Origin of the sequence: Bacillus massilinigeriensis (assembly GCF_900111815.1) — a bacterium.
Taxonomy (GTDB): Bacteria; Bacillota; Bacilli; order Bacillales; family Cytobacillaceae; genus Mesobacillus_C; species Mesobacillus_C mediterraneensis.
In genome coordinates this window covers 166,136-191,272 of the sequence record NZ_LT630004.1, presented here as the reverse complement: position 1 = coordinate 191,272, position 25,137 = coordinate 166,136, and the positions used below count along the sequence as shown (strand labels likewise).

29 protein-coding genes, 1 pseudogene and 1 riboswitch are annotated in these 25,137 nt (G+C 43.9%); of the genes and pseudogenes, 6 read left to right on the top strand and 24 right to left on the bottom strand.

Annotated elements, in window-relative coordinates:
• Positions 1-24: 24 nt before the first annotated feature.
• From BQ5796_RS01025 to BQ5796_RS00990, 8 genes are all read right to left on the bottom strand, one after another.
• A complete protein-coding gene (locus BQ5796_RS01025; RefSeq protein ID WP_071458570.1) occupies positions 25-987 on the bottom strand; it encodes an NAD(P)H-dependent flavin oxidoreductase in 963 nt (320 codons plus the stop codon).
• 176 nt (positions 988-1,163) lie between these two features.
• Positions 1,164-1,367, bottom strand: coding sequence for an SE1561 family protein (locus BQ5796_RS01020; RefSeq protein WP_428839282.1), 204 nt, complete (start codon positions 1,365-1,367; stop codon positions 1,164-1,166).
• Between the two features lie 131 nt (positions 1,368-1,498).
• Complete coding sequence (gene ggt / locus BQ5796_RS01015; RefSeq protein WP_071458569.1) at positions 1,499-3,184, bottom strand: gamma-glutamyltransferase; 1,686 nt, start codon at positions 3,182-3,184, stop codon at positions 1,499-1,501.
• 103 nt (positions 3,185-3,287) lie between these two features.
• Positions 3,288-4,004 carry a YtxH domain-containing protein gene (locus BQ5796_RS18235; RefSeq protein ID WP_071458568.1) on the bottom strand — a complete coding sequence of 239 codons (717 nt, stop codon included), beginning with the start codon at positions 4,002-4,004 and terminating at the stop codon, positions 3,288-3,290.
• Positions 4,005-4,114: 110 nt separating this feature from the next.
• Positions 4,115-4,909 (bottom strand): YfkD famly protein, encoded by a 795-nt coding sequence (locus BQ5796_RS01005; protein WP_071458567.1) that lies wholly within the window; start codon positions 4,907-4,909, stop codon positions 4,115-4,117.
• 80 nt (positions 4,910-4,989) lie between these two features.
• Positions 4,990-5,607, bottom strand: a complete 618-nt coding sequence (locus BQ5796_RS01000; RefSeq protein ID WP_071458566.1) for a YczE/YyaS/YitT family protein — start codon at positions 5,605-5,607, stop codon at positions 4,990-4,992.
• A gap of 69 nt (positions 5,608-5,676) precedes the next feature.
• Positions 5,677-6,735: a calcium/proton exchanger gene (gene cax, locus BQ5796_RS00995; protein WP_071458565.1), complete on the bottom strand. Its 1,059-nt coding sequence runs from the start codon at positions 6,733-6,735 to the stop codon at positions 5,677-5,679.
• Between the two features lie 18 nt (positions 6,736-6,753).
• Positions 6,754-7,152: an OsmC family protein gene (locus tag BQ5796_RS00990; RefSeq protein ID WP_071461092.1), complete on the bottom strand. Its 399-nt coding sequence runs from the start codon at positions 7,150-7,152 to the stop codon at positions 6,754-6,756.
• Between the two features lie 189 nt (positions 7,153-7,341).
• Between BQ5796_RS00990 and BQ5796_RS00985 the strand changes: the two genes are divergently transcribed.
• The 3 genes from BQ5796_RS00985 (at position 7,342) to BQ5796_RS00975 (ending at position 11,782) form a co-directional block, all read left to right on the top strand.
• A complete protein-coding gene (locus tag BQ5796_RS00985; protein WP_071458564.1) occupies positions 7,342-8,529 on the top strand; it encodes an MFS transporter in 1,188 nt (395 codons plus the stop codon).
• A 278-nt stretch (positions 8,530-8,807) separates the two neighbouring features.
• Positions 8,808-10,718 (top strand): heavy metal translocating P-type ATPase, encoded by a 1,911-nt coding sequence (locus BQ5796_RS00980; RefSeq protein ID WP_071458563.1) that lies wholly within the window; start codon positions 8,808-8,810, stop codon positions 10,716-10,718.
• Between the two features lie 233 nt (positions 10,719-10,951).
• Positions 10,952-11,782, top strand: a complete 831-nt coding sequence (locus tag BQ5796_RS00975) for an STAS domain-containing protein (RefSeq protein WP_071458562.1) — start codon at positions 10,952-10,954, stop codon at positions 11,780-11,782.
• A gap of 148 nt (positions 11,783-11,930) precedes the next feature.
• Here BQ5796_RS00975 and BQ5796_RS00970 read toward each other — a convergent pair whose 3' ends face one another.
• From BQ5796_RS00970 to BQ5796_RS00945, 7 genes and pseudogenes are all read right to left on the bottom strand, one after another.
• On the bottom strand, positions 11,931-12,353 hold the full coding sequence (locus tag BQ5796_RS00970) for a hypothetical protein (protein WP_083413010.1): 423 nt from the start codon (positions 12,351-12,353) through the stop codon (positions 11,931-11,933).
• Complete coding sequence (locus tag BQ5796_RS00965; RefSeq protein ID WP_071458561.1) at positions 12,344-12,559, bottom strand: helix-turn-helix transcriptional regulator; 216 nt, start codon at positions 12,557-12,559, stop codon at positions 12,344-12,346. Before BQ5796_RS00965 ends, BQ5796_RS00970 begins: the two co-directional genes overlap by 10 nt.
• A 175-nt stretch (positions 12,560-12,734) precedes the next feature.
• Positions 12,735-13,002: pseudogene (locus BQ5796_RS17230) on the bottom strand (2-thiouracil desulfurase family protein); the annotation flags it as partial.
• 48 nt (positions 13,003-13,050) lie between these two features.
• Positions 13,051-13,617, bottom strand: a complete 567-nt coding sequence (locus BQ5796_RS00960; RefSeq protein WP_071458560.1) for a dihydrofolate reductase family protein — start codon at positions 13,615-13,617, stop codon at positions 13,051-13,053.
• Between the two features lie 134 nt (positions 13,618-13,751).
• Positions 13,752-14,570, bottom strand: coding sequence for a YihY/virulence factor BrkB family protein (locus tag BQ5796_RS00955; protein ID WP_071458559.1), 819 nt, complete (start codon positions 14,568-14,570; stop codon positions 13,752-13,754).
• A gap of 25 nt (positions 14,571-14,595) precedes the next feature.
• On the bottom strand, positions 14,596-14,949 hold the full coding sequence (locus tag BQ5796_RS00950) for a YtxH domain-containing protein (protein ID WP_071458558.1): 354 nt from the start codon (positions 14,947-14,949) through the stop codon (positions 14,596-14,598).
• A 23-nt stretch (positions 14,950-14,972) separates the two neighbouring features.
• Entirely contained in the window at positions 14,973-15,440 is a 468-nt protein-coding gene (locus BQ5796_RS00945; protein ID WP_071458557.1) for a low molecular weight protein-tyrosine-phosphatase, read from the bottom strand.
• A 217-nt stretch (positions 15,441-15,657) separates the two neighbouring features.
• Here BQ5796_RS00945 and BQ5796_RS00940 point away from each other — a divergent pair, with 217 nt between their 5' ends.
• Positions 15,658-15,882 (top strand): DUF1128 domain-containing protein, encoded by a 225-nt coding sequence (locus tag BQ5796_RS00940; RefSeq protein WP_071461090.1) that lies wholly within the window; start codon positions 15,658-15,660, stop codon positions 15,880-15,882.
• Positions 15,883-16,132: 250 nt separating this feature from the next.
• Here the strand turns inward: BQ5796_RS00940 and map are convergent, their stop codons facing one another.
• Positions 16,133-16,891: a type I methionyl aminopeptidase gene (gene map / locus BQ5796_RS00935; RefSeq protein ID WP_071458556.1), complete on the bottom strand. Its 759-nt coding sequence runs from the start codon at positions 16,889-16,891 to the stop codon at positions 16,133-16,135.
• A 165-nt stretch (positions 16,892-17,056) separates the two neighbouring features.
• Complete coding sequence (locus BQ5796_RS00930) at positions 17,057-17,572, bottom strand: type 1 glutamine amidotransferase domain-containing protein (RefSeq protein ID WP_071458555.1); 516 nt, start codon at positions 17,570-17,572, stop codon at positions 17,057-17,059.
• A 192-nt stretch (positions 17,573-17,764) separates the two neighbouring features.
• Here BQ5796_RS00930 and BQ5796_RS00925 point away from each other — a divergent pair, with 192 nt between their 5' ends.
• Both BQ5796_RS00925 and BQ5796_RS00920 read left to right on the top strand, forming a co-directional pair.
• Complete coding sequence (locus BQ5796_RS00925) at positions 17,765-18,073, top strand: late competence development ComFB family protein (protein WP_234969286.1); 309 nt, start codon at positions 17,765-17,767, stop codon at positions 18,071-18,073.
• A 141-nt stretch (positions 18,074-18,214) separates the two neighbouring features.
• Positions 18,215-18,541 carry a helix-turn-helix domain-containing protein gene (locus tag BQ5796_RS00920; protein ID WP_071458553.1) on the top strand — a complete coding sequence of 109 codons (327 nt, stop codon included), beginning with the start codon at positions 18,215-18,217 and terminating at the stop codon, positions 18,539-18,541.
• Positions 18,542-18,584: 43 nt separating this feature from the next.
• Here the strand turns inward: BQ5796_RS00920 and BQ5796_RS17620 are convergent, their stop codons facing one another.
• The 7 genes from BQ5796_RS17620 to BQ5796_RS00880 form a co-directional block, all read right to left on the bottom strand.
• Positions 18,585-18,728, bottom strand: coding sequence for an anti-repressor SinI family protein (locus tag BQ5796_RS17620; protein ID WP_083413009.1), 144 nt, complete (start codon positions 18,726-18,728; stop codon positions 18,585-18,587).
• A 30-nt stretch (positions 18,729-18,758) separates the two neighbouring features.
• Positions 18,759-18,843, bottom strand: a riboswitch (cyclic di-GMP riboswitch).
• A gap of 772 nt (positions 18,844-19,615) precedes the next feature.
• Positions 19,616-19,954: a DsrE family protein gene (locus tag BQ5796_RS00910; protein WP_071458551.1), complete on the bottom strand. Its 339-nt coding sequence runs from the start codon at positions 19,952-19,954 to the stop codon at positions 19,616-19,618.
• A gap of 211 nt (positions 19,955-20,165) precedes the next feature.
• Entirely contained in the window at positions 20,166-20,921 is a 756-nt protein-coding gene (gene motB, locus BQ5796_RS00905) for a flagellar motor protein MotB (RefSeq protein WP_071458550.1), read from the bottom strand.
• The gene (gene motA / locus BQ5796_RS00900; protein ID WP_071458549.1) at positions 20,914-21,708 is read right to left on the bottom strand and encodes a flagellar motor stator protein MotA; all 795 of its coding nucleotides are present in this window, start codon (positions 21,706-21,708) and stop codon (positions 20,914-20,916) included. The genes motB and motA overlap by 8 nt, the downstream gene beginning before the upstream one ends.
• A 429-nt stretch (positions 21,709-22,137) precedes the next feature.
• A complete protein-coding gene (locus BQ5796_RS00890; RefSeq protein WP_071458547.1) occupies positions 22,138-22,512 on the bottom strand; it encodes a DnaJ family domain-containing protein in 375 nt (124 codons plus the stop codon).
• Positions 22,513-22,633: 121 nt separating this feature from the next.
• Positions 22,634-23,662: a cytochrome d ubiquinol oxidase subunit II gene (gene cydB / locus BQ5796_RS00885; protein ID WP_071458546.1), complete on the bottom strand. Its 1,029-nt coding sequence runs from the start codon at positions 23,660-23,662 to the stop codon at positions 22,634-22,636.
• On the bottom strand, positions 23,652-25,004 hold the full coding sequence (locus tag BQ5796_RS00880) for a cytochrome ubiquinol oxidase subunit I (RefSeq protein WP_071458545.1): 1,353 nt from the start codon (positions 25,002-25,004) through the stop codon (positions 23,652-23,654). The genes cydB and BQ5796_RS00880 overlap by 11 nt, the downstream gene beginning before the upstream one ends.
• Between the last annotated feature and the right edge of the window lie 133 nt (positions 25,005-25,137).

Here is a 25,137-nt window from a genome sequence, read left to right as displayed (position 1 = left end):
TTGGCGGCCACAATAATACTATTTTCAGCCGAGTGCGACAGCTAGCCTGTACTCGTCGACAATTCTTTCAATGATTTTTTTCACTGGGAGTATCTCTTTGATCTCTCCAACACGCGCACCTGCGAACACCAAGCCTTTTTCTACGTCCCCTTTGAGTGAACGGAACAGCGAATCAAGCGTGCAGAAACGGTAAGAGCAATTCTTCAAGCACTTATGGCAGCGGTCCACCTTGTATTTTCCTTCTTTTTCAATGATATCGATGAAGGTGTTGCGGATGGCACGTCCGTGCAGTCCAACCGTTGTCTTCACAAGTACAAGGTCTTCCGGTGTTGCGTCCACATATTTTTGTTTAAAGGTGAGCGGCGCATCGCATTCTTCGCTTGCGACAAAGCGTGTTCCCATTTGTACGCCCGACGCGCCCATGCTCAATGCCTTTGCCAAATCCGCACCTGTCATGATTCCCCCTGCTGCAATGACAGGGATGCTGACAGCTTCGACTACTTCCGGCAGGATATCCATCATCGGCCTGTCTGTGCCAAGATGTCCACCAGCTTCGAAGCCTTCTACCACAATTGCAGAGGCTCCGAGCCTTTCGGAAAGCCTTGCGAGCTTTGCCGTTGAAACGATGGAAAGCACTGGTACTCCTGCTTCTTTTCCCCATGCGTACATATCCCGTGAAATGCCGGCACCAGAGATAATGAAATCTGCCTTCTCATCAATCGCAGCCTTCATTTTCTCTGCAAAATCGTTCATGGCAAAAAGAACATTGACACCGATATAGCCTTTTCCACCCGAAAGTTCCCGAGCCTTGCGGATATGATGGCGCAGCTCCTCAACGGTGATTCCCGTTCCTGAAATAATCCCAATTCCCCCAGCGGCAGCAACGGATGAAGCTAGCCCGCTTAAGGAAATGCCGATCCCCATCCCTCCTTGAATAATTGGATATTCCGGAGCCATTTGGCCAATTCTCAATTGTGGCAGCTTCATCCTACATTCCCCTTTTCTTTTTTAAACTTTTTCTTTTTCATTTTACACGCTCGAAAAAAATTAATCTGTGACATTTGTTACCTGGTACTAAAATCTATTATTAAATTCTAGTAATAATTATTTTTTGGCAAGAAAAAACCGCCAGCCCATATATCGGGACTCGCGGTGTTCTCCACTTATTCTTCGCGGTTGCGGAATTCGCGGCATTTTGCGTCCATTTCTTCCACGATTTCAATCATGCGGTCAATATCGTCTAAATCAGCTTCTTCTGGATCGATTGCATCAAGCAAATCCATGAATGCGTTCAGCCTGTGTTTCAAAAAAACAACCTGGTTGTTTGAATCTTTAATCGGGCTTCCCAAATGTCTCGCTCCTTTCATACTCGTTATTCATCCTACCGAAAACTCACGTATCCTGCAATATTAATCAAACGTTTGATGAAGAAATATCCTTTCTTATTATGGCCTTTTCTCCAGGAAAAAAGGCAGCCTGCGCCGCCTTTTCTAAAAACTCAAATTCCTGCAGCTTTTCCTTCTCGGCTGGAATCTGACGCACCCTTCAAAATTCCGTTCTCCCGATCAATCGCGATTCCCTGGACGTTCCCGATTGGAAACGCCGCTTCAATAAAGGAAAATCCCATTTCCTCCAGCTTCCCTTTTGCTTCCATACTGATTCCCTTCTCCCAGCCGATCAGCGGGCCAGTGCTATTGAAAATTCGCGGTTCTTCAATCGCTTCTTTCAAATCCATTCCAAAGTCGAGCACATTCACGAGCGTCTGGAATACGGAGCCAACAATTGTTGGGCCACCAGGTGATCCAAGCGTCAAAACTGGCTCTCCATCCTTAAAGACAATGGTCGGAGATTTACAGCTGACAGGACGCCTTCCTGGACCTGGTTCATTCAACCCGCCCGGAATCGCATCAAAATCGGTCAGCTCATTGTTCAGGACAAATCCGTGACCTTTCACCATGATACCGGAACCGAAAGGATGCTCAACCGTTGAAGTGCAGGCAACTATATTTCCCCATTGGTCGACAACAGTGAAATGCGTCGTTTCGCTTCTGTCCCGTTCTGGTTCGTATGGCTGGCGAACGACCTTAATTTCTTTTCCTCCATCGTAAGCCCAAGGATTGCCGAAGTCGATATCAGGATTTCGCGATTCAAAGTTGATCAGCTTGCGTCGCTCCTCCAAATACTTTTCATGAAGCATTCCCTTAACAGGAACAGGCGCGTTTTCCGGATCGCCGGAAAAAGCAATTTTATCAGAAAACGCTACCCGCATCGCTTCCGCAAACAAGTAATATTTTTCCCAGGATTTCGCATCGTATCGGCTCATATCAAAGCCTTCGAGAAGCTTCAGAATGTAGAGAACGATCGTACCGCCAGAGCTTGGCATATTAGAAGAAGCAAGCTTATAGCCTCGATAATCTCCCCATACTGGCTCGTCAATCGTCACTTTGTAATTGCGAAGATCCTCGAGCTCCATGAAGCCGCCTAACTCCTTTAGCGTATCCACAATAGCTTCGGCAATTTCCCCTTCGTAAAAAGCTCGAATTCCTTCTTTTTGCAGGATTCGATACGTTTTTATCAGGTCATCCTTAAAGTACGTTTCGCCATCGCAAAGACACTTCCCCTTCGGCATGAACAGTTCCCTCGCATGGTCGCCAAGACGGTATTCGAAATTCTTCAAGCTTTGGTCCATTACCCAATTTACTTTTACACCTTTTTCCGCAGCCCGGATGGACGGCTCAATCAAGTCTGCCAGTTTCATCGTTCCATGTTTTTCGAGGGCATGTTCCATTGCAGCAAGAATCCCCGGCACTCCCACAGCTGTCGCGCGTGTTGAACGATCGCGAAATGGAATAACTTCGCCATTTTCATCAAGGAACATTTCGGCATATGCCTTTTTCGGCGCTCTCGTATGCCCGTCATAAATTTTTGTTTCCTTTGATTTGCTGTCATGCACCATAAAAAAACCGCTGCCGCCGATTCCAGTCATCATCGGCTCTCCCAAGTTCAAAGCGAATTGAATGGCGACAGCCGCGTCCACCGCATTCCCGCCCCTCTCTAAAATTTCTCTTCCTATATCGGAAGCAACGGGGTGTGCTGTGGCTACCATTCCTTTTTTCCCTGTTGCCGTCTCTCTTTCAAAAAGGCTCTTATCTGAACGTGTTATGATATCTTTTCCATTGGCCATTGTAATTTCCTCCAACATTTTAGTATGGGTAATGTTTAAGTACCCATACATGGGAAGAGCAAAACAAAACCAGCCCGCAGGCGAGGGGCTGGTTTCCTATGTTTTATCGGTTGTGCTTCTTGTTCTTAGGTGAAACAGATTTTGTATTTCCGGTTGTATAGGAATTAGGTGTGTCTGTTACACGGTCTGCACCTTGGCCGTTCGTCATACCAAGACCTGCGTTTCCGGAAGCTGCACTGCCGAAACCACTTGATGCGTTCGTAGTCGTGCTTCCTGTCGCATAGCTGCTTGCAGCGCTGGAAGAAGAACTGCTATTAGCACCAGCTGTTTGAGCAACAGGGTTTTCCATCATTGTAGAACCTGCTTCTTTTACTTTAGATCCGATATTCTTGATACCTTCTTTTGCTTCCATCGCTGTATCCATCGCATTGCTCGTCAATTCTTTTACATCACCCATTTTGCCGAACATGTCATTGTTCAGGCGCTCGTACAAATTTTGGGCGTCAGCAATCGCTTCCTTCAATACATTGGAAGCCTCTTTGAAAGAGTTCACCATTTGATCTTTTACTTCTCCAGGATTGTTCTTTACTTCACTGATCATGTCCATGGACGTGTCCTTTACGTTCATTGCCGTATACTTGATTTTATTCCTTGTGGTAGAGTCAAGCATTGCAACCATTCCTCCGACCACACCGCCAATGATGATGCCGCGTAGAAGCTTGCTGTTGTTGTTGGAGTTGCGTCCCATGGAACCGTCGTAATACGTTTCCGATTGGTTGTACGAATGTTGGGAGTCATTAGGCAAAATATTTTGTGACATTATTTTTTCCTCCTTAAGGTTTCTCGTAATGGTTTCATGTTGTTTTGTTTCCCGGATGAATCCAGTACTAAACGGATATTTGTCAAGCAGAAAAATTTACCACATATAAATCATCGCGGAACCTTGCTTTGCAGGAATTCAAAGGAAACATGGTTTTTAAGGGGAATCCAGGCACCAATCTCCTGGGATGCCACGTTTTTGACGACAAGGAATTTTTTATTGCCTTTCAGCATCAAATATACTTCACCATATGTGACTTTCCCCTTTTCATGGATGGCAGGCACATAGGCATACAAGTAGCCAAGTGAGCTAGGCGGGACATGGTAAAGCTGGTCCAACTTCGTGCCTGCGCCAACAGTCGCATCGTTCTCCAGCGGCAAGCCCGTCTTTTTCACCGCTTGCGAAAGAATCATGTTCTGGACGCTTTCCGCCCTTGGCACTTTTGCAGTAAGACCGCCTTTGACAGCGGCTTGTTGTTCCTGCACATAGTGCATTTTGTATAATTGGTCTCCGCCCCTGTTGTCAAAATAATTCGTATTGATTTTTTGGAATTTCCAGTTTGGTGCTGTTTCCGCTGACTGATAATTCAACGGCCACTCTCCAAGATAGACAATTGCCCGATATCCAAGCGCGAATGGGGTGCTGTTTACCGATGTTTCATTGAGCAGCTTGATGAGCTCAGAGTTTTCAATACTGACTTTCGAGTTGTCGAGCAGCTTTTGCGTCAGCTCGCTTGGCTGGAGTTCAGGAGAGTCTCCTGAACGGTTATGGTATGTGTTTTCCTTTGTTATATTCATGACAGATTGCGGAACCGGAAGTTTTGTCTTTTCCGCTGCCATGGTTGGAAAAATTGCCGCAAGTGATAGAAGAATTAGGCATATCAGGACGGCTGTATGTTTTTTCATGATGAAGACTCCTTTCCACCTTGATGCTCATGGTGATAGTTTTTTCGGAGTCATTAAGGATTATGCTTGTTATTTTAAAATTAGCTTTGTTTTGCAGATAATGCCGCCAATAGCCTTTCTGTGTAAGGGATAAATAAGGAGATTAGCGGTCCAATTCCGAAGGTGACAATGATGGTTCCAAGACCGATTGGCCCGCCGAGCAGCAATGCACCAACGAACGCTGTTGCTTCTCCAATCGTTTTCGCGACCCCAAGGCTCACTCCGAGTCTCTCCTTTAAGGCAATCATTAAATTATCTATTGGACTTAGCGGAAATTTTGCTGTTATATAAATCGCCAATCCAGCTCCCATTATAAGAAGCGACACAGCGAAGATTCCGATCCTCTCTCCGAATGTGGAAGGATCGATTCCATCCAGCACTTTCATCATCCAGAAATCAATGAGAAATCCGATTAAAAATAATGTAATGATTGCTAATACCTCGGGTCTTCTTTTTAATAAAAAGCTGTTGACTGCGATGAGGATTACGCCAACCATGATAACCCAGTTTCCCGTCGTGAATCCGACTGTTTTTGATAGGCCGACATTAAGCGCATCCCACGCTCCTGACCCTAATTCCGAAATGATGCTAAGGCTGATTCCAAGCGCCAGCAGCGCCAAACCTGCAACGAAAAATGCCGTTCGATAAAACAGCTGCAAAACAATCCCTCCATCCAGACAAATTGACCCTGTCCCAAAAAGGCACAGGGTCGTTAAATTTACATTCGATTATAACAGGTAGAAGCCGATGCCCATAATCGTATACGCTGCAAGCATTGTGAGGCCTTCAAACCAGTTTGTCTCTCCATCATTGGATATGACGATGGTCAAAAATACGGCCGTCACCATTGCAATGAGTTCAGGAAGCGTGAATACAAGCGGCATACTCTTTTCAAAGAGCAGCGATATCAAAACAAGAAGCGGCGCAACGAACATCGCAATTTGAAGCGTTGAACCAACAGCGATTTCCACTGCCACATCCATTTTGTTTTTATATGCCATCAGGATAGCGGAAGCATGCTCCGCCGCATTACCGACGATTGCAACGATAATGACTCCGATAAAGAGCTCCGTCCAGCCAAATGATTCCCCAACAGCTTCAAAAGTATGAACAAGATTTTCCGATACATAGGCAACAGCCAATGTTGCAGCACCCAAAATAGCGAGTGATTTTCCCTTGCTCCACTCCGGCTCTTCTTCCTCATGCTGTTCCTCGCTTTCCGGGTGCTGGTAGACGCCTCGGTGAGTAACAAGCTTGAAAAATAACGCTGCAAGATAGAGCGCCATCAGAATGATAGAAATACCCACACTCATGGAAAGTGTTTCTTGATTATTCATATCATTGGAGAAAACCTCCGGTATGACGAATGCCACGATGACAGCAAAAACAAGCAGTCCCGAGTTGTGACGGGCATCGAATACATTGAAAGACTGGCGCTTGAATCGAATGCCGCCAACGAAAAACGACAGCCCTGCGACAAGCAGCAGGTTTCCTAGCACAGAACCTGTTAAGGAAGCTAGGACAACGCCGACTAATCCTGCCTTCAACGCAAATATGGAAATGATAAGTTCAACCGCGTTTCCGAAAGTCGCGTTCAACAAGCCGCCAATCCTTGGACCTGCCACGATCGCAAGGCTTTCTGTTGCCCTCCCCATAAAGCTTGATAATGCAATAATGGTCAGGCAGTAAATGGTAAACAAAAGAATGCTGGACCAATGCATTAGCGTGCCAATAACCGAAAGCGGCACACCGATGAAAGTCATCATCATAAAAATTTTATTCGCCATGTCTTTTTTCCTTTCTTTTTATAAATGTAGATCTTCAACAATTTCAAATGTCTTGCCGACAGGAATCCCGCCATGCAGCGATTGGACAATCGGGCAATTTCTCGCAGCAATGGTGAGCGCCTTTTCTACTTTTTTCCGCTGAAGGTCTTTGCCTTCAATCACGAAATGCAGATCGATTCCCTCAATTAGTGAACCCGCTCCATCGCTTCTAACAGCCTCGCCTGTGACACTGATCTTCTTAAAAGGAATGCGCATTTTTTCCATGACTGTCCTAAGGACACTGCCGCTGCAAACCGCTGCAGAAGACACCAGTAACTCCAATGGCCGATAGCCATGCTCCGGATTACCTGAAACATCAAGCCTCCCATGCTCCAGCTCTGCGTAAAAGCCTTCTTCCTCCTTCATTTCAAACTTCACTGCTTCCTTCTCCCCTTCAAAATATGCAGTTTTTTTAGCAGGCACTTGGTAAAAAGTGCCTTATACAGCTACATAATGAGATTACACTATTTTTTCCCTGATTTAAACTAAAAAAACATTCCTTTCCCTTGCCAGCCCTTCTTATTCCCGATACGATTTAAGCATATGATTATGTCAGGAGAACGAATCATGGAAAATACTCAAAAATACCGCTTTTGGATACTCGTCGCCATCGTATCCATTTCTGGTTTTTCCCAAGGCATGCTGCTGCCGCTTATCGCCATTATTTTTGAACAAGACGGCGTTTCTTCCTCGATGAACGGATTTCATGCAACAGGGCTGTATATCGGAATCTTGCTTGCTTCTCCTTTGATGGAAGCGCCGCTGCGCCGCTTCGGCTATAAGCCGGTCATCCTCGCAGGAGGCTTGATGGTCGCTGGAGCGCTTGCGCTGTTTCCATTATGGAAGTCGTTCTGGTTCTGGTTCCTTTTGAGACTATTAATCGGAATAGGCGACCATATGCTTCATTTTGGAACACAAACGTGGATTACTTCTTTTTCGGCAAAAGAAAGGCTCGGCCGCAACATTGCGCTTTACGGGTTATTCTTCGGGCTTGGCTTCACCGCTGGGCCAATGCTCGCATCGCTTGTAAAAATTAACGAGTCGCTTCCATTCATTGTTTCCGCATGTATCAGCCTTATCGCCTGGTTCTTCGTCTGGCTCTTGAAAAATGAATTTCCTGAACACGACATGGAGCAAAGCTCTTTCTTTGGGACTTTCCGGAGGTTCGGCAAAGTGTTCAAATACGCATGGGTTGCTTTCCTGCCGACGTTTGGCTACGGCTTTCTCGAAGCATCGCTCAACGGCAATTTCCCTGTCTATGCGTTAAGGATTGGAATTGATGTCTCAGCCGTCAGCATCATCCTCCCTGCATTTGCAGGAGGAAGTTTGATTTCGCAGCTGCCGCTCGGAATGATGAGCGATCGCTATGGCCGGAAACGAGTGCTTACCGCCGTTACCCTGTTAGGCTTCGTTATTTTCACTTTCGCGGCATTTGCCGAAGCATCTGCAACGCTGCTGTTTATCTGCTTCCTGGCGGCGGGTATGGTGGTCGGTTCTACTTTTTCGCTTGGAATCAGCTACATGGCAAGCCTCGTACCGAGAGAACTGCTTCCAGCAGGCAACTTGATGTGCGGGATCTTCTTCAGCCTCGGCAGCATCGCAGGCCCTTTCGTCGGCGGACTCGCAATCGAAAACCTGAAAGGTGCAAGCTTTTTCTATGTCATTAGCGGCATGCTGCTGATTATATTTATCGCGCTGCTGTCTTTCCGGGAGAATACCGCCCCGAGTGAGGCTGGAATAACCTCAGAGCGTTGATTTTTAGCGGGATATAATATCAACTCTCGGGGTATATTCGACCAAGATTTTTGCTGATTCGACCAATATCCGTTTACTGTAAAAACAACTCATGAAAACTCTATTATCATAGTGCTTTTTACTTCAAAAAAAGCACACACCATGATAAGATAAAACCAAATCAATAGCTAACCAAAGAAATACTGCTGTCATCGACCTAGATGACAGCTTTCGTGTTTTTTAAGGGTAATGATGGTGATTCTTCTTCTCAATAAGATCACCAAAAGGAGGAGAAAAAGATGAGTGAAAATGTGCTAATAAAGAAACAAGTTGAACCTACCAGCCTGTTAGATAAATGGAAACCTCATGCCGAGCTTATCGCCGCAAGCTTTAGCGGTGTCTTGATTGCAGCAGGCTGGATGATCAGCAAAACGGGAGGCGAGTCGATCGCCATCGCCCTTTTCATTATGGCCTACGTTATCGGGGGCTTTGCGAAAGCGAAGGAAGGCATTGAAGATACAATTGAGAACAAGGAACTGAATGTCGAGCTTCTCATGATCCTTGCCGCTCTCGGTTCTGCCGTTATCGGCTACTGGACGGAAGGCGCCATCCTTATTTTTATTTTTGCGATGAGTGGAGCATTGGAAACTTATACGCTGAACAAGAGCCACAAGGAAATTTCCTCCTTGATGGAGCTGCAGCCGGAAGAAGCCATCCGCATCACTAATGGGAGAGAAGAACGCGTACATGTGACTGAGCTTGTCGTTGGTGATACTATCCTCGTAAAGCCGGGAGAACGGATTCCGTCAGATGGCAGGATTGCCAAGGGGCAAACGACGATTGACGAAGCTGCCATCACCGGTGAATCGATGCCTTCTGCGAAAATGCAGGGAGATAATGTTTTTGCAAGCACCGTCAACCTTACTGGTTCGATGACGGTGGAAATCACAAAGCCAAGCAGCGACACGTTGTTCCAAAAGATCATTGAGCTTGTGCAATCGGCCCAGAGTGAAAAATCTCCATCCCAGCTTTTTATTGAAAAATTCGAAGGGACTTATGTAAAAGTCGTGTTGGCGGTCGTCGTACTCATGATGTTTTTGCCACACTACCTTCTCGGCTGGAGCTGGAACGAGACATTTTACAGAGCGATGATCTTGCTAGTTGTTGCCTCCCCGTGCGCGCTAGTTGCGTCCATCATGCCGGCAACGCTATCGGCCATTTCAAATGGCGCGCGCCACGGCATTCTTTTTAAAGGCGGCGTCCACCTTGAAAATCTGTCTTCTTTAAAGGCGATTGCATTTGACAAGACTGGCACCCTGACAAAAGGAAAGCCGGAAGTGACCGATATCATTGTGAAAGAAGGCCTTTCCCGCGACGATGTTCTTTTAAAAGTTGCTTCTATTGAAAGCCACTCGAACCACCCGCTGGCCAACTCGATCGTCAACTATGCGAAAGAAACGCTTGGCAAGGAACTCGTCCACCCTGAAAGCATTGAGGATGTTCCAGGCTGGGGTGTGAAGGCCCATTATGCAGGCGAGGACTGGAAAATCGGCAAGATCGCCTTTGTCGGCAGAGAAGAAGGCGAACGTTTTGCCGAGGGAGCTGCCATGAAGCTTGCAAGTGAAGGAAAAACAACCGTTTTTGTAGAGCGCAACGGAGAAGTGGCCGCAGTCATTGCGCTGAAAGACGTTGTGCGCGAGGAAACGAAGCAAGCCATCGACCTTCTGAAATCGCAAGGCATCACCACTGTCATGCTGACTGGCGACAGCGAAAAAACAGCCAAGGCAATTTCGGATGAAAGCCATGTGAACTCCTATATTGCAGAGTGCTTGCCTGAAACGAAAGTAGAACAATTAAAAGAGCTCATCACAACCTACGGTACAGTAGCAATGGTCGGAGACGGAATCAACGACGCACCCGCCCTCGCAACCGCAAACGTCGGAATCGCAATGGGCGAAGGAACCGACGTTGCACTTGAAACAGCTGACATCGTCTTGATGAAAAACGATTTGCCGAAGATTGCGGAAGCGATCAACCTGTCGAAGCGGATGAACAGAATCGTGAAGCAAAATATCGTCTTCTCGATTCTCATCATCATGTTCCTGATCGCCTCCAACTTCCTTCAGTTCCTCGACCTCCCATTCGGGGTCATCGGACACGAAGGCAGCACCATTCTTGTCATTCTCAATAGTTTGAGGTTGTTGAAGTAATCTGGCAGAGCAAAAAGTCCCATGACAAAATAAAAATCAAAAAAAGAAAAGCCATCACATTCAGCCTAATGCTGAAAGAGAATAGGTTCACAGCCTCCTGCACGCAAGTCAAAATCATTGAAATTAACAGAACCATGAGTAAAATAATATTATTAATATAAGTTTAATATATTTAACAAAAGGGTAAAATAAATTGGTTCTTATGGTTTAGGACTAGAAGGGTGTGAAAAGAGATGTCTGCAATCGGGATCCTTAGGGATGAGATTGAAATTTTCATCAACGAAAATGGGGAAAAGTTTAATAACAAGCTGCTCTCAGAAGCCGTTAATGTTTCAGTTAAAATAAATGATATTTTAAGAACGGGGAATATTGATCTGCTGAAAAACGCAAGGAAGCTTGTCTTTTATGTGCTCGATCAAAACGAAAAAGAGCTAGTTTCTTTTGCAGAGCAGGAAGGCATTGCTTGGGCCGAACACTCCTTGACCCTTTCATTAAAATTAGAATGGGTGCAAGCAATCAGAAGAACGTTATGGCAATTTATTTATTCTCTTGATGAAGAAAAGAGGATAACAGCAGATCGATCAGAGTTTTACCAACTTGAAAAAATTGTAAATGAACAAATTGATCAATTTCTTAATAGTTTCTTCCTGAACTATTCCAGCTATAAAGATGAAATGCTTTTAAAACAGAGACAAACGGTTGAACATTTATCTGTGCCAATCATTCCGGTTAGTACGAATGTTTCTGTTCTGCCTTTAATAGGTTCCATTGACGAATACAGAATTCGAATTATCCAAGAAAAAGTCCTAAACGAAATTGCAAAAACTAGATTCCAGACGCTTATTATGGACCTTTCCGGGCTGGCTCAAATGGAAAGAGACGTCATAGATTATTTTGAAAAGGTCCTGGCTGGAGTATACATGATGGGCTGCAAAACCATCCTAACCGGCATGCGCCCAGACCTTGTAAAAAGAATGGTGCATGCAGGCATCCGTTTTGATAAAGACGCCGAAACGAGAGGCACATTGCAAGAAACACTGAAGAAGTATCTTTCATTAGGATGATAACCGTCTCTGACGGTCTTTTTTCTTTGTTCTGAGTTTATTGTAACCTCCAAAAACACCCACGATTTGTCCACAAACATTTAAAAAACTTTTAGAACAGTCGTGCAGGTGAAGACGGGATAGACCTTCAACTTATTATTACGAACTATTACCTTCGCTTCATAATGAGAACACCTATTCCCGTAACCCAAATATAGGAAAAGAAAAAGATCCATAGATATAAAATGGAAATTGTCTCCTTTCCCATCATTGTAAAAACTGCTAAAGCTATGAAAATAATGGCTAAGAAAATATGCGACGTGTAAGCAAAAAAACGAAAAAAGTTTCGAATGACTCGTTCATCCACATCAGGCAAGTTATCTTTTTTGCGTTTCCGTTTAATCACTTCCAATACTATCATAATGATAGTTGCTGCCAAACCACCTGCAAGCACTTCATACGGAAATTCGCCTTGATAAATGTAAACAAGAAATGAACCCAAAGCCACACCTGTAAAAGTACAAGCTATTATAAAGAATGGAGTCCACTTTTCTAAAATCTTTCCCCACTTTTTTCTGTCATTTACATCCATTTGTCATCCTCCTCTAAAACAAAGATTTCATTAATCGGCATATCAAAATAGGCTATTATTTTTAAGGCTAATTCCAGACTGGGATTATACTTATTTTTTTCGATGGCATTTATCGTTTGACGGGTAACTTGTAGGTCCTCCGCCATTTTCATTTGCGTTATCCCCTTTTGTTGGCGGATTTCACGAATATAATTAATCACCCTCATTACTTAGCCCTCCAAATAAAAGTAAAGATATCTTTACATATAAAATGATAACAAAAGACCAAATAACTGTAAAGATTTCTTTACAGTTATTTGGTCTTTTATTTTATAGTATTCTCTTAGCCTTTTATAATTACTTACCACTAGCTATATAATAATCTATGTTTTAACAACCTTCTTCCTTTAGCACGACTGCGGCAGCATTGTATTCTTGAGCTTTCCTCAATGTGCTCTGGGCGCCCTTTAGCTCTGCCTTCTAGGACGTCTGTTCCGTCACCGCCAATTATTTCAGCAGGTTCTCTTGGTGTAGAAAAACCCCCAAGTAATTCAGGACAAACAGCTACTGCCTTTTTCTGTTCTATCAATTGACTTATCTCATTGTTTAAACAATGAGTAGCGTTATATCTTACCTCTAATCCAGCTAAACAGGAACTTACTAGTATCAATTTTATCTAACCTTCCCATTCATAAGCACACAACGAAATTTAGCAGTCCTAATCTTCAAGATGATAACACAGTTGAACGACACCGGAGGAAAAACTTTTATTTTCAACGAGTTTCAGATTCACCCTTTGCTTCATATCAATAAACAGTGGTTTCCCTGCTCCTAAAACGATAGGGTGAACGGATAATCTGAATTCATCGACAAGCCCGAGATTTACAAAAGCCGTAATTAGGCTTGCCCCGCCATAAAGCCAAATATCACGGCCTGGCTTATTCTTTAATTCTCTTATTTCATCCACAATATTTTCATTTATAAATGTAACATGATCCTTAGAGCCTTTTTGTGTTTTGGAAAATACATATTTCTTCTTACTATGGACTAATTCCCAGATTTCTTTTTCTGTTTCAGACGCTTTAGTTACAGGGTTATAATTCCCCCATATATCGTAACTTTTTCTTCCATATAAAATCGTATCAATTCTGTTTAAGAAACCTTTGAAGTCCATATCAGAATCCATTATGCACCAGTCTGTTTCTCCATTAGGACCTTCGATAAATCCGTCTAAAGAAACTGCTAAATCTAAAAGTACTTTTCTCTTTCTATCGTGCTTGACCATGTCTTATCCTCCCGACGATTTTTCATATTTAGCGTCACGGCCACAAAAAGGTTAAGGTAACATTGAGATTACAAGGAAAGCAGAACAATTTTACGAATTTTATGCGGCTATCGTCTCCAAACGTTCCAACGTCTTTAGCATCCTTCTTGCTTTTCGCTAAAATAGGCGTTTACTTCGCCGCCGAGAATGATGATGTAGGCGGTGAGATAAAGCCATAGCAGCAAGATGATGATGGTGGCAATCTTTCCGTAAAGCTCAGCGTACTGGCCGTAGTTCTCCACATAGAAAGAGAACAGCCATGAGGCGGACACCCAGCCGACGGTTGAAAATAACGCACCTGGAACAACGCTGATGCATGTCAGCTTTTTATTCGGAGCAATCCAATACAGATTCGTGAACACAAGAAACAACACGGAAAAACTAACAAGCCATCTTAGCGTATTCCATCCTTCGAGGAACTCTTTTTTCATTCCAAAATGCGCGAAGGTGATTTCGCCAATATGCTTTCCGAAAACCGGAAGCATTAATGCCAAGAGAAAGACAAAAATCATTGCGACAGTCGCAACCATTGACATAAGGCGTTCCTTTATGTACGACCGCGTCTCTTTGACGCGGTAAGCTTTATTGAATGCACGGATGACCGCATCGATTCCTTTCGATGCCGTCCATAGCGTAGCAAGAGCACCAAAGGACAAAATCGTGAAATCCTTGCCCATTACTACCGTTAGATTACCTTGAATGAAATCCGCCGTGTCCGCAGGGAAATAGCTTCCGATAAACGCAAGCAAATCTTGATTCTCGAAAGGCAAATAAGAAAGCAAGGAGAAGAGGAAAATGAGCAGCGGAAACAGGGATAGAAGAAGGAAATAAGCCAATTGCGCAGCAAGCGCAGGGACTTCATCCTCCTGGATCCTGCTCCACATCCTCCGGAAAAAAGAAAGATTCACCACCATTTTCCCTCGCTCCCCTCGCTACAGACTATACCTCTTGTTCAAAGAGGTTTGCCTTTGAATTGATCTTTCCTAGTGCTTCTTTTGTCTCTTTCATGATATCTGCTACTTGCGGCGGAACTTCTTTGATTTCATCGACTTTTTCTGCGATGAATGCCACATCGTCCGCAACCTGCTCTACTGCTGACCGAACCTGATTGACAGAGGCTTTGACATCATACGCGAAGCCTTTTGGATTCCTGACGATATACAGCGCGGTTCCAGTCACTTTCACCATGTCATCCTTCACAGCATCACGTGTGTTTTTGTCAAATAAGCTTAAACCTGCCCCGATTGCTGCGCCAATCCCCATCCATGTCCAAAATTTGCTTGAGTTTGCCATAATATCCTCCTCCTTGAAAAAAGTTATTGCAGTTTCGATTCCACTTCCCGAAGCAATGCCTCGCAGCCTCGTTTCACAAGATCGTACGTTTCATTAAAATCTCCGGTGAAGTACGGATCGGGGACGTCCTTTGTTTTGCTGTCCTCCACGAAATCGAGAAGTCTTGCGACAACCGCGCTTTCGGGCAGACGTCCCAGATTCTTAATATTCTTCACGTTCTCACTATCCATACCAATGATGTAGTCAAAGTCCTCAAGATCCTGTTTCCTTATTTGCCTTGCAATTAGTCCTGCTCCGTCAACACCGTATGTGTCGAGTATCTTTCTTGTCCCTTCATGCGGCGGGCACCCCTCATGCCAGTTACCCGTTCCTGCCGAATCGACGATAATCTTATCTTCCAGTCCTTTTTTTCTGACCAGCTCGCGGAACATGGCTTCAGCCATAGGCGAACGGCAAATGTTCCCGAGGCAGACAAAAATTACTTTTTTCATGCTTTCACCCCTCTTCACTCATTTTCCACGATATTCGTATCATCATGCAGCCCAGGCAAATTTTTTTTACAGTATGTACATCAAGGCACAATTTGCAATTGACAATCGCACTTTATCATGGAAAGATGAGGTTAACATTATCACTATTTACATTATAATGCTTTGCAGGAAAATGCCCTACTAAAAATCTTGCTGGGATGGCGAAAGGATGACTGGAATGGACTTATCGAAGAAAACTCCTGAAAATGTGGAATACATGATTGAAAAAATTAAAGAAAAACTGAATGTACTTAATATGGGGGCAATCAAGTCTTCCCACTTCGATGAAGAGATGTATGAAGAGTTGAAAGATATTTATGAGCTAATCATGAAAAAGGACAACTTCAGCATCAATGAAATGCAGGCAATCGTAGAAGAACTCGGCAGCCTGAAAAAAGCATAAAAAAGCAAAAACACAAAAGCGTGGTGATATTTTACCACGCTTTTATCATTTATTAAGTGAACATCACCATATAATAACAAAATATTCATAAATATTTCAATTACCGTTTAAAAAAATCCATCCTATGTTTTAAACAGGATGGCTCATCTCATAAATTATATCTTTTTGTAAGGGAGAGCTCTCAGCTCGATATCCCCATTGTTAGCGCATCAGACATCGGGAATGGATGTCTGATGCTTATACGATCTTGTTAGGAATTTTCGTCCTGGTCTGTCAAGATAACTGGGCCGTCTTTTGTGATCGCAATGGTATGTTCGTATTGCGCGGACAAGGTTCCGTCCACCGTACGGGCAGTCCAGCCATTGTCATCCATCTTCGTAGGCCATTCCCCGATATTGACCATCGGCTCAATCGTGAACACCATGCCTTCCTTGATGCGGGCGCCTTTTCCCGGCAGGCCGAAATGCGGCACATCGGGCTTTTCATGAATGACAGCGCCAATGCCGTGGCCAATGAATTCGCGCACAACTGAAAATCCCTTGGATTCCACATAAGTCTGAATCGCATGGCCAATGTCGCCGATCCGATTCCCCGGTACGGATGCCTTAATTCCTTCATACAACGCTTCTTTCGTTACATCCAAGAGCCTTTGCGTCTTTTCTGTCACGTCGCCAACTGCATAAGACCAAGCGGAATCCGCAAGCGCCCCGTTAAGGTTGACAACCATATCAATTGTCACAATATCGCCTGATTTTAACGGTTTCTTGCGTGGGAAACCATGGCATACTTCATCGTTGATGCTTGCACAAGTCGCGTACTCATATCCTCTGTAGCCTTTTTGTTCCGCTGTCGCGCCGTGTTTTTTCAAATATCCGTCCACAAACTGGTCAATTTCCCATGTCGTAATACCGGGATTGATCATATTGCGGATTTCTTTATGGATGGAAGCCAACAGCTTTCCTGCTTCTTTCATTTTTTCGATTTCACGTGCTGATTTCAATACAATCATCATTCCATCTCCCCGAAAAAATATTTCCGTAATTATGATTCCCTATTTTATATATGCGGTATTTTCAAAACCGCACTTGCTTAAACGGAAAAAACCCTTTGCAGAAGCCTGCAAAGGGCTTAACACTTTCTATTTTACCATACGATATTACTGCATGCAGGAAGACTATTGAAGCAGTTTCAATGCTTCTCTGTTGAAAGCCGGGATATCTTCCGGCGTACGGCTTGTAACAAGCTGGTTTCCGCATACAACAGCAGCTTCATCCTTAAAATTCACGCCTGCATATTCCATATCGACGCGAATGGATTGATATCCTGTTGCTGTTCTTCCTTCCAATGCCTTGGCAGTGATGAGAAGCTGCGGTCCATGGCAGATGGCGAACACTGGCTTTTTCGCATCCATGAACGCTTTTGCAAAATCAACAAAACGGTCATCCGCGCGCAGCTGGTCAGGTGAAAATCCTCCAGGAATAAACAGCGCATCAAAATCTCCCGCATTGACTTCATCAATTCCGGCATCAACCTTTGTTGTTACCTTTCCATTTTTACCAGTTACTTCCTTGCCCTTTTCCTTTTCAATTGAAACTACTTCATGGCCGGCCTCCATAAATGCTCTTGAAGGCTCTAAATATTCCGAGTCCTCGAAAAGGTTTGTAATGACACAGGCAATTTTCTTACTCATAAAACTTCCACTCCCTTTCAAAAGTCTCTATTTATCCGTTTCCCACATCTAACTTCAAGTAAACGTATTTTCTTTCGGTTGGAAAAAATGGATTAGATTACATAATATAAAGGACTATATACTTATTTTTAAAGTTATGTCCATTTCCAGCTATAAGCTGTTCTAATCTTCTCTATAATATAGATAGACATCATGGAAAGAAGGCTAAACATGGAAAAAGGTTATACCAATGTAATGGAGGAAATGGTAACGACGCTTGTTCATGTGCTGATGGCAAGTCCTGATTACCAGACCTTTTGCAGCTGCGCCAAGTGCCGGAATGATATCATCGCCATCAGTTTGAATAACTTGCCGAGCCACTATGTTACAACTGCTGACGGTCGGCGAATGATCTTTGAACAACTCAATACAAAAGAAAATCTTACTTGGATCAATAAGCGCATCATCAACGCAATCCATCATGTGGGTAAGTACCCAAAGCACTTTTCATCAAACGATTGATGAAGAGACCCAACGGCTCATTTGAAAGGGAATATGGCTAGTAAGATGGTTTCATTTTTATCTTATCATCATTCGTTTTATGGAACTCTAGCATTTTATCTGCTATGATAAACCTATACGTTAAAAAGGTGCGTGAACTTCATGATCGGAGATAGAGTCAAAATGATGCGCCAAGAGAGAAAGATGTCGCTTTCAGAACTCGCCGAACAGGCAGGTGTGGCGAAGTCTTATTTAAGCTCGCTTGAACGGAACCTTCAGACCAATCCATCCATTCAATTTCTGGAAAAAATTTCTTCTGTTTTAGATATACCGGTGGACTATCTTATTCACGATAAACCTGATACTGCTAAGGTGGATCCTGACTGGGTGTCTCTTGTCCGCGAAGCAATGGACTCTGGCATCAGCAAAGATCAATTTCGGGAATTTCTTGAATTTAATAAATGGCGAATCAGCCAGCATAATAAATAAAGCAGCTCAGGCATGAGCTGCTTTTCATTTTTAGTTATGTATGTCACTTCTCCAGCACGACTGCCATTGTGCTGTTGCTGTTCAAGAATTCACGGATCTCTTCTGTTTTTATCCCGAGCTCCAATGCTTCCTGGATTAGTTGCATCCACTCTGAGTCAAGGGCAGCAACTTTTGTATTAGCGTTCACCTTTCTCCCCCCAAAATACCGCGTCGTATTCCAGGCAATCCGGCTATCATAGGAAGAATCCCGTAGACCCGTGATTTTGCGTCACTGCCTTTCGACAGGTTTGCCCTTATCTGCAATAGTGCTATTTCCTTTTCCCAATCTTATTGTAACTGGTTCTCGGTAAGCATCTTGTAGTATTTTGTCATGAAATCTTCATATTTTTTTGTTGCTTTATTAGCTAAAATGTATAAATTTGTAAGCGTTTCTATCAATACATTGATTTTTGCGAGAAATTTGTCGAATGATGGTATATTCAGTTTATTTTTTCTGGAAACTCAACTAACAGAGAATCTTTTATTCTTTTTTTTTTCATAGCACTTGTTTTATAAGATAGGCTCGACTTTTTCGAATCTGCCTTCAATTTCTCCAAAACATGGCCATCGAAATGAGGATACTTCGTTAAATCATTTCCACAGGTAGGGCACAGCCATTCTCCATGTTCGCAGCTGCTATAAGAAGGCCTGCCGCACTTGCAACAGTTCTTGCGATACATTTCCCCCATCTCCCCTTACGAATAACTTTTTTGTAAAAATTACCTCCTGTCTAAAATTATATTTTATTCCAGCCAAACTGAAAAAGTTGAGAAATCGCCAAATTTTCGCTTTAAAGAACGATTTCTCTTCTTTATCTAACTATTCCTTCAATTCCCTTACTATTTTGTATTTTTTAAAGAACTTTTTTGTTCGATATAATGAATGTAAGTTCCATGTTAAAGCGAGGCTATTTCATCATTTCCCGAATGAGTGTCAAACCGAACGAACCATTTTTAAGGTCTGAATGATCTTAGATTGACTGCACGTCGGGAGAAGATAAAAATAAGACTGCAGAATCTGCAGTCTCACAAAAATTTAAGATAATGTTAACACTTCATATTCTGATGCAAGATCAATAAATCGATCCATGCCGCTGATTTTTCCTGCGACTAGCTGGCCTCCGAGTTCATAATAATCGACGCATGTTTTACAAGCAAAGACATCCACGCCCTTCTCTTCTAGTTCCTTTAGCTGGAGAGAGACGAATGATTGCTCTGATAATGTAAACACTCCCCTGTTCATGCAAAACACAGCTGCCGGCAGCTCTTCCTTTTGCTTCAAAATCGTAAAGAACGTTTCTAAGACACCTTCTCCCAGTTCTTTTTCCCCTTTACCCAGCTGATCTGATGCAAGTAAAATCACTTTGTTTTTCATTTTTTCACCTCGTTGTAATGGTTATGTTTTTCTCATATTACCATTTTTCCGCAGAACTTCTCTAGCGGTACAACGCTTGGTGAGACGAATGGTTACATATTATTTTAGCCTTGTCATGCCTCTAACACTTATCGAGGATAGGCAATTATTCGGAACGGTTTGAAAATATTTTTACACTACGAAAAAGCCGGACCATCAGTGGTCCGGCTGATTATTCACTTATCCGCGGAAGGATTAGAATTTCAACCCTCCGGTTCTTCGCTTTTCCTTCAGGTGTTTCATTGGTCGCAATTGGCTTAAACTCCCCGAAACCTTTAGCGCTGAACCACTGGGGATTCAGCTTATCATTTTTTAAAATAATCTTCATGAACTCGACTGCCCTCATGACGCTAAGTTCCCAGTTCGACTCGAAATTTGAATTCCGAATAGGGACATTGTCCGTATGGCCGCTGATGATGATGTTCCTCGGCGGATCCATGACAAGGAGTTCTGCAATTTCATTCGCTGTCATGACATCTTCTGGTCGCACTTCCGCCTTCCCTGATGCGAATAGGACATTATCCCGTATTGTAACAAGAAGACCTTCATCCGTCAGCGACGTCGCAAGCTTGTTGGAGAGGTTCTTTTTCTTGATATAAGCATTCACTCTCTTCTGCAGCGCCTGCAATTCACGCTGTTCTCTTGCTATCGCTTCTTTATCGTTTTTCTCCTGGTCTTCTTTCTCTTCCTCTGGAGAAGCCATTTGCCCTTCCGGCATCGGGCTCTGGTATTGAAACACGCCCGAACCCCCATCGAACACTTCATTGAACGTCTTAGAAAGAGATTGAAACTTACGAGCGTCGACGGAGCTCATCGCAAAAAGCACGATGAACAAAGCGAGCAGGAGCGTCAGCAAATCTGCGTACGGAATGAGCCATGACTCGTCCGTATGCTCTTCATGGTGAGCTTTTTTCTTCCGCCTACTCATCCTGTGTCACGCCGCTTTTCTCTAAGATTCTCGCACGTTCTCCAGCCGGCAGGTATGAGGCAAGCTTCTGCTCAATCACCCTTGGCGCTTCTCCCTCTAGGATGGAAAGAATGCCTTCTACCATCATATATTTCACCTGTGCCTCCTGCTTCGATTTTCGCTTCAGCTTGTTCGCAAAAGGGTGCCACAATACATAGCCTGTGAAAATTCCCAAAAGCGTCGCTACAAACGCTGCGCTGATGGCATGACCCAGTTCGTCCGTATTGTCCATATTTCCGAGAGCGGCAATCAAACCAACTACTGCCCCTAGCACCCCAAGTGTCGGCGCATACGTTCCTGCCTGCGTGAAGATATGTGCCCCTGATAGATGCCGCTCCTCCATTGCTTCAATCTCTTCTGACAGAACATCGCGTATGTAATCCGCACTTTGTCCGTCAACCGCAAGCGTGAGACCATTCCGGAGAAAATCGTTGTCAATTTCTCCCGCTTTACTTTCAAGTGCAAGCAGGCCTTCTTTCCGCGCAAGCTGTGCCCAATCGGAAAACATTCTGATAAGCTCTACTGTATCCACTTTTTCTTGCTCTTTAAAAAGCACACCAAACAGCTTTGGCACCTTTTTTAATTCATTCGATGGGAATGCAATCGTCACTGCGGCTATCGTACCAACAATAATGATAAGAAATGCCGCCGGATTGAGCAGCGCATTTGGACTGACCCCTTTCAAAAACATTCCAACTCCAACTGCCACAATTCCAAGGATTATCCCAATGATAGATGTTTTGTCCATGTATGACTCTCCTGTCTGCATCAAGCTCACACAATCTTACTGTCATTTTTTATTTCGACATAATCCAAGAAACCTTTAGAATTGCAGAGAAAAATTGACCGGATTCCCTAATAAATAGGACAAAAGACGGAGATAGCAGAAAAGTGGATGGTGGATGGACCCAGTTTGGGAAACGAGCTGAATAATCAGACGGTGGCGATTCCCGTTTGGACAATAAGATTGCGGAAGGATTTCGTTCGGACAATAAACTGGTTGGATTGGACGATAAACATCGGGACGTGGATAATAAAACGAAATGGTTGGACAATAAAATTCGGATCAGACAATAACTGGAATAATCCGCTAATACATTGGGTAAAGCCTTATCAACAGCTGCCTTGTTTGCGGAAAATAAATCCATAAAAAAACCAAGCTTACTCGCTCGGATAATTACAATAACTTCTTTTCGACTTTCTGCTGATAGTTTTTAAAGATGGAAGAATTGGTTCTAATTCCTCTTTTCGAAATTAGGGCATTGTACCGCACAAGCTTTTCGTTCAGTTCCTTTCGCAGCGACTCGGCTTCTTCCCCGTCCACACCGCTTCTAATCAAGTCTTCGATTGACATCATTTCCTGCCGTAATGCATTTTCTTCCAGAGAATAACCCGCGTTTTTCAACATTCGATAGGCCATGCGCAATTCTTCGGGAACCGATGCCAGTTCATCCGGTTCGAGCGGCTTGCCGAACCCTGGCAGATGTTCAAATTCACCGTTCTCATACGCTTTTCTGATTCTATCCTCTGCAATGACAAGCGAAAAATCCAAACCATCTTCCCCCTTTTCATGTATTGTTACTATTATTATATTTCAAAATGGCCGCTGGAACTAGGAGATTTCATGGAAAACAAAAGCTGCCGACTTAGGCGACAGCTTTACAAGTTACAAGTTATTGATATCCTTTGGCACTTTCTTTCAGGATCTTATCCTTAAATATCCTATAGCTCCAAAGCTGGTAGCCGAGAACAATCGGTACGAAAATGACAGCAACTGCGAACATGATGGTAAGGTTGAGCTTGCTGCCAGCAGCGTCAAACAGGTTGATACTGTAGGCATTGTCGATTTTCGACGGGAGCATGTTCGGGAACATCCCGATGAAGCCGAAAGCCATTTTTGCAAAAATAGTGATGCAGACTGCGGTAAAAGCTAATCCAATTTTCTTGCGGAAAACGAATCGTACTGCTGCAAGCATTGCTAATAGTGCAATGAATGGGACAATCCAAAGTATCGGATAGTCAGCATAATTATCTGTAAGCGGCGTACGGTTTGCTGTCGCAAGAAAGAATAGCGCCAACAGTGCTGCAGCAACTCCTGCAATTGGGCGCGATAGCTTCGCCGCTCTTTTTGCTGTGTCTCCTGCTGTCTTCAGCTGAATCCAAAGGGAACCTGAGAGCAGGAACAATGCGACAAACAGCAGTCCTCCAAGAAGGCCATAAGGGTTCAACAGGCTAAGCAGGTTGCCTTCATATCCTTCCTTCCCAATCAAGAGACCACGGTAAAGGTTCGCGAAAGTCACACCGAAAAGCAGTGAAATCAGGAAGCTACCGATAGTGAAAGCCCACTTGCAGGCAGCCTGCCACGTCGGATTATCATCTTTGTGCATGAACTCAAGGCCAGCAGCCCTGAGGAATAGTGCGATCAATACAAGGAACAAGGGAGTATAAAGGAACGAGAACATATCCGCATACACGGCAGGGAAAGCTGCAAAGGTTGCACCGCCTGCAGTGATGAGCCAGACTTCGTTGCCGCCCCAGAAAGGACCAATCGCCTCTTGAATCTGATTCCGTTCCTGCCGGTTCTTTGCGATGAACGGAAACAGCATACCTGTTCCGAGCGAATAGCCGTCAAGAATAAAATAAACTGTCCAGATCAGGCCCCATAGGCCAAACCAGATAATAGCAAGCGTATCATGAGACATGCTTGACTCCTCCTTCTGTGCCTGTCGCAAGCTCTGTACCAGGACCTTTTCTTGCAAATTTCATTAGCAAGTAAACATCCGCAACAAGCAATATCGTATAGAACAGCACGAGCGAACCGAGCGAGAAGATAATTTGTGACAGACTTATTGGCGAAACGCCTTCTGCTGTTTTCATCAGACCGTATACTGCCCATGGCTGCCGTCCTGCTTCTGCGACAATCCAGCCTACATTAATGGCAACGTATGGCAGCAGTACAGAGTATAGCATCATTTTTAAATATCTTCTGGAGTTTTCCAGCTTGTTTTTCCGGTAAAGGTATACGCCGAACCATGACGCCAAAAGGAAGAATATCCCCAGTGCAACCATGATTCTGAACGAATAGAATACAAGCGGAACATTCGGGCGTTCGTCAGCAGGTATATCTTTCAAGCCTGTGACTTTTCCATCAAAACTGTTTGTGTAAAGGAAGCTTCCAATCCGCGGAATGCTGAGCCCTTCGATGGAATTCTTTTCGTTTTCAGCATCCGGGAACTGAACAATATGGAATGGCATTTTCTCTTGTGTTTCCCAGACAGCTTCAAGCGCCGCGCCTTTAGCCGGCTGGATTTTTGTTGCAAACACGCCGGACTGGTGACCGATAAACGGTGTTGCAGTTGCCGCAAACACAGCCATGATAAGGCCATATTTGAATGATTTTTTAAAGAATGGTGTTTCGTTCTTACGAAGCAAATGGTAAGCACTTACTGCCATAACAAAGAACGAGCCTACGATATAGCAGGAGATGACTGTATGGAAGAACATATGCCATGCGTACGGGTTCGTAATCAATGCTGTGAAGCTCTCAAGTTCAGCCCTGCCGTCTCTGATAACATAGCCTACAGGATTTTGCATGAAGCCGTTCGCTGTGATGATCCATAGTGCGGAAATATTCGTACCTAGCGCAACCATCCACATGGAAAACGCACGGAGTTTTGGAGATATCTTATCTTTTCCGAACAGCCAGATGCCGAAGAAAGTGGATTCCAGGAAGAAGGCAAGCAACGCTTCAATTGCTAACGGCGAGCCGAAAATATCACCCATGTACTTCGAATACTCTGACCAGTTGGTTCCAAACTGGAATTCCATCGTGATACCGGTGATGACCCCTAATACAAAGTTTATGGTAAAAAGTTTACCCCAAAAATCAGCCATTTTCCGGTACATCCGGTCACCGGTTTTTGCGAATCTAGTTTCCATCACTGCGACTAAAATAACTAACCCTATTGTGAGCGGTACAAACAAGAAATGGTAGACAACTGTTACCGCAAATTGGATCCTGCTCAGTATGAGGACCTCATCCATCTTGTTCTCCTCCTAATTAAATATTTCTCCATAATTACTCTCAATGCTATTCTAAGAAAATTTTGTGTGCTAATTAGAAAATATTTAGGGCAAGTATGTGACAAAATTATTTTTACCGGTGATTATTGTCACC

Excerpts from the sequence above, each read along its gene's own strand:
- BQ5796_RS01025 (WP_071458570.1), bottom strand. The coding sequence starts at position 987 with ATGAAGCTGCCACAATTGAGAATTGGCCAAATGGCTCCGGAATATCCA.
- BQ5796_RS01020 (WP_428839282.1), bottom strand. The coding sequence starts at position 1,367 with ATGAAAGGAGCGAGACATTTGGGAAGCCCGATTAAAGATTCAAACAAC.
- ggt (WP_071458569.1), bottom strand. The coding sequence starts at position 3,184 with ATGGCCAATGGAAAAGATATCATAACACGTTCAGATAAGAGCCTTTTT.
- BQ5796_RS18235 (WP_071458568.1), bottom strand. The coding sequence starts at position 4,004 with ATGTCACAAAATATTTTGCCTAATGACTCCCAACATTCGTACAACCAA.
- BQ5796_RS01005 (WP_071458567.1), bottom strand. The coding sequence starts at position 4,909 with ATGAAAAAACATACAGCCGTCCTGATATGCCTAATTCTTCTATCACTT.
- cax (WP_071458565.1), bottom strand. The coding sequence starts at position 6,735 with ATGGCGAATAAAATTTTTATGATGATGACTTTCATCGGTGTGCCGCTT.
- BQ5796_RS00985 (WP_071458564.1), top strand. The coding sequence starts at position 7,342 with ATGGAAAATACTCAAAAATACCGCTTTTGGATACTCGTCGCCATCGTA.
- BQ5796_RS00980 (WP_071458563.1), top strand. The coding sequence starts at position 8,808 with ATGAGTGAAAATGTGCTAATAAAGAAACAAGTTGAACCTACCAGCCTG.
- BQ5796_RS00975 (WP_071458562.1), top strand. The coding sequence starts at position 10,952 with ATGTCTGCAATCGGGATCCTTAGGGATGAGATTGAAATTTTCATCAAC.
- BQ5796_RS00970 (WP_083413010.1), bottom strand. The coding sequence starts at position 12,353 with ATGGATGTAAATGACAGAAAAAAGTGGGGAAAGATTTTAGAAAAGTGG.
- BQ5796_RS00965 (WP_071458561.1), bottom strand. The coding sequence starts at position 12,559 with ATGAGGGTGATTAATTATATTCGTGAAATCCGCCAACAAAAGGGGATA.
- BQ5796_RS00960 (WP_071458560.1), bottom strand. The coding sequence starts at position 13,617 with ATGGTCAAGCACGATAGAAAGAGAAAAGTACTTTTAGATTTAGCAGTT.
- BQ5796_RS00955 (WP_071458559.1), bottom strand. The coding sequence starts at position 14,570 with ATGGTGGTGAATCTTTCTTTTTTCCGGAGGATGTGGAGCAGGATCCAG.
- BQ5796_RS00950 (WP_071458558.1), bottom strand. The coding sequence starts at position 14,949 with ATGGCAAACTCAAGCAAATTTTGGACATGGATGGGGATTGGCGCAGCA.
- BQ5796_RS00945 (WP_071458557.1), bottom strand. The coding sequence starts at position 15,440 with ATGAAAAAAGTAATTTTTGTCTGCCTCGGGAACATTTGCCGTTCGCCT.
- BQ5796_RS00940 (WP_071461090.1), top strand. The coding sequence starts at position 15,658 with ATGGACTTATCGAAGAAAACTCCTGAAAATGTGGAATACATGATTGAA.
- map (WP_071458556.1), bottom strand. The coding sequence starts at position 16,891 with ATGATTGTATTGAAATCAGCACGTGAAATCGAAAAAATGAAAGAAGCA.
- BQ5796_RS00930 (WP_071458555.1), bottom strand. The coding sequence starts at position 17,572 with ATGAGTAAGAAAATTGCCTGTGTCATTACAAACCTTTTCGAGGACTCG.
- BQ5796_RS00925 (WP_234969286.1), top strand. The coding sequence starts at position 17,765 with ATGGAAAGAAGGCTAAACATGGAAAAAGGTTATACCAATGTAATGGAG.
- BQ5796_RS00920 (WP_071458553.1), top strand. The coding sequence starts at position 18,215 with ATGATCGGAGATAGAGTCAAAATGATGCGCCAAGAGAGAAAGATGTCG.
- BQ5796_RS00910 (WP_071458551.1), bottom strand. The coding sequence starts at position 19,954 with ATGAAAAACAAAGTGATTTTACTTGCATCAGATCAGCTGGGTAAAGGG.
- motB (WP_071458550.1), bottom strand. The coding sequence starts at position 20,921 with ATGAGTAGGCGGAAGAAAAAAGCTCACCATGAAGAGCATACGGACGAG.
- motA (WP_071458549.1), bottom strand. The coding sequence starts at position 21,708 with ATGGACAAAACATCTATCATTGGGATAATCCTTGGAATTGTGGCAGTT.
- cydB (WP_071458546.1), bottom strand. The coding sequence starts at position 23,662 with ATGTCTCATGATACGCTTGCTATTATCTGGTTTGGCCTATGGGGCCTG.
- BQ5796_RS00880 (WP_071458545.1), bottom strand. The coding sequence starts at position 25,004 with ATGGATGAGGTCCTCATACTGAGCAGGATCCAATTTGCGGTAACAGTT.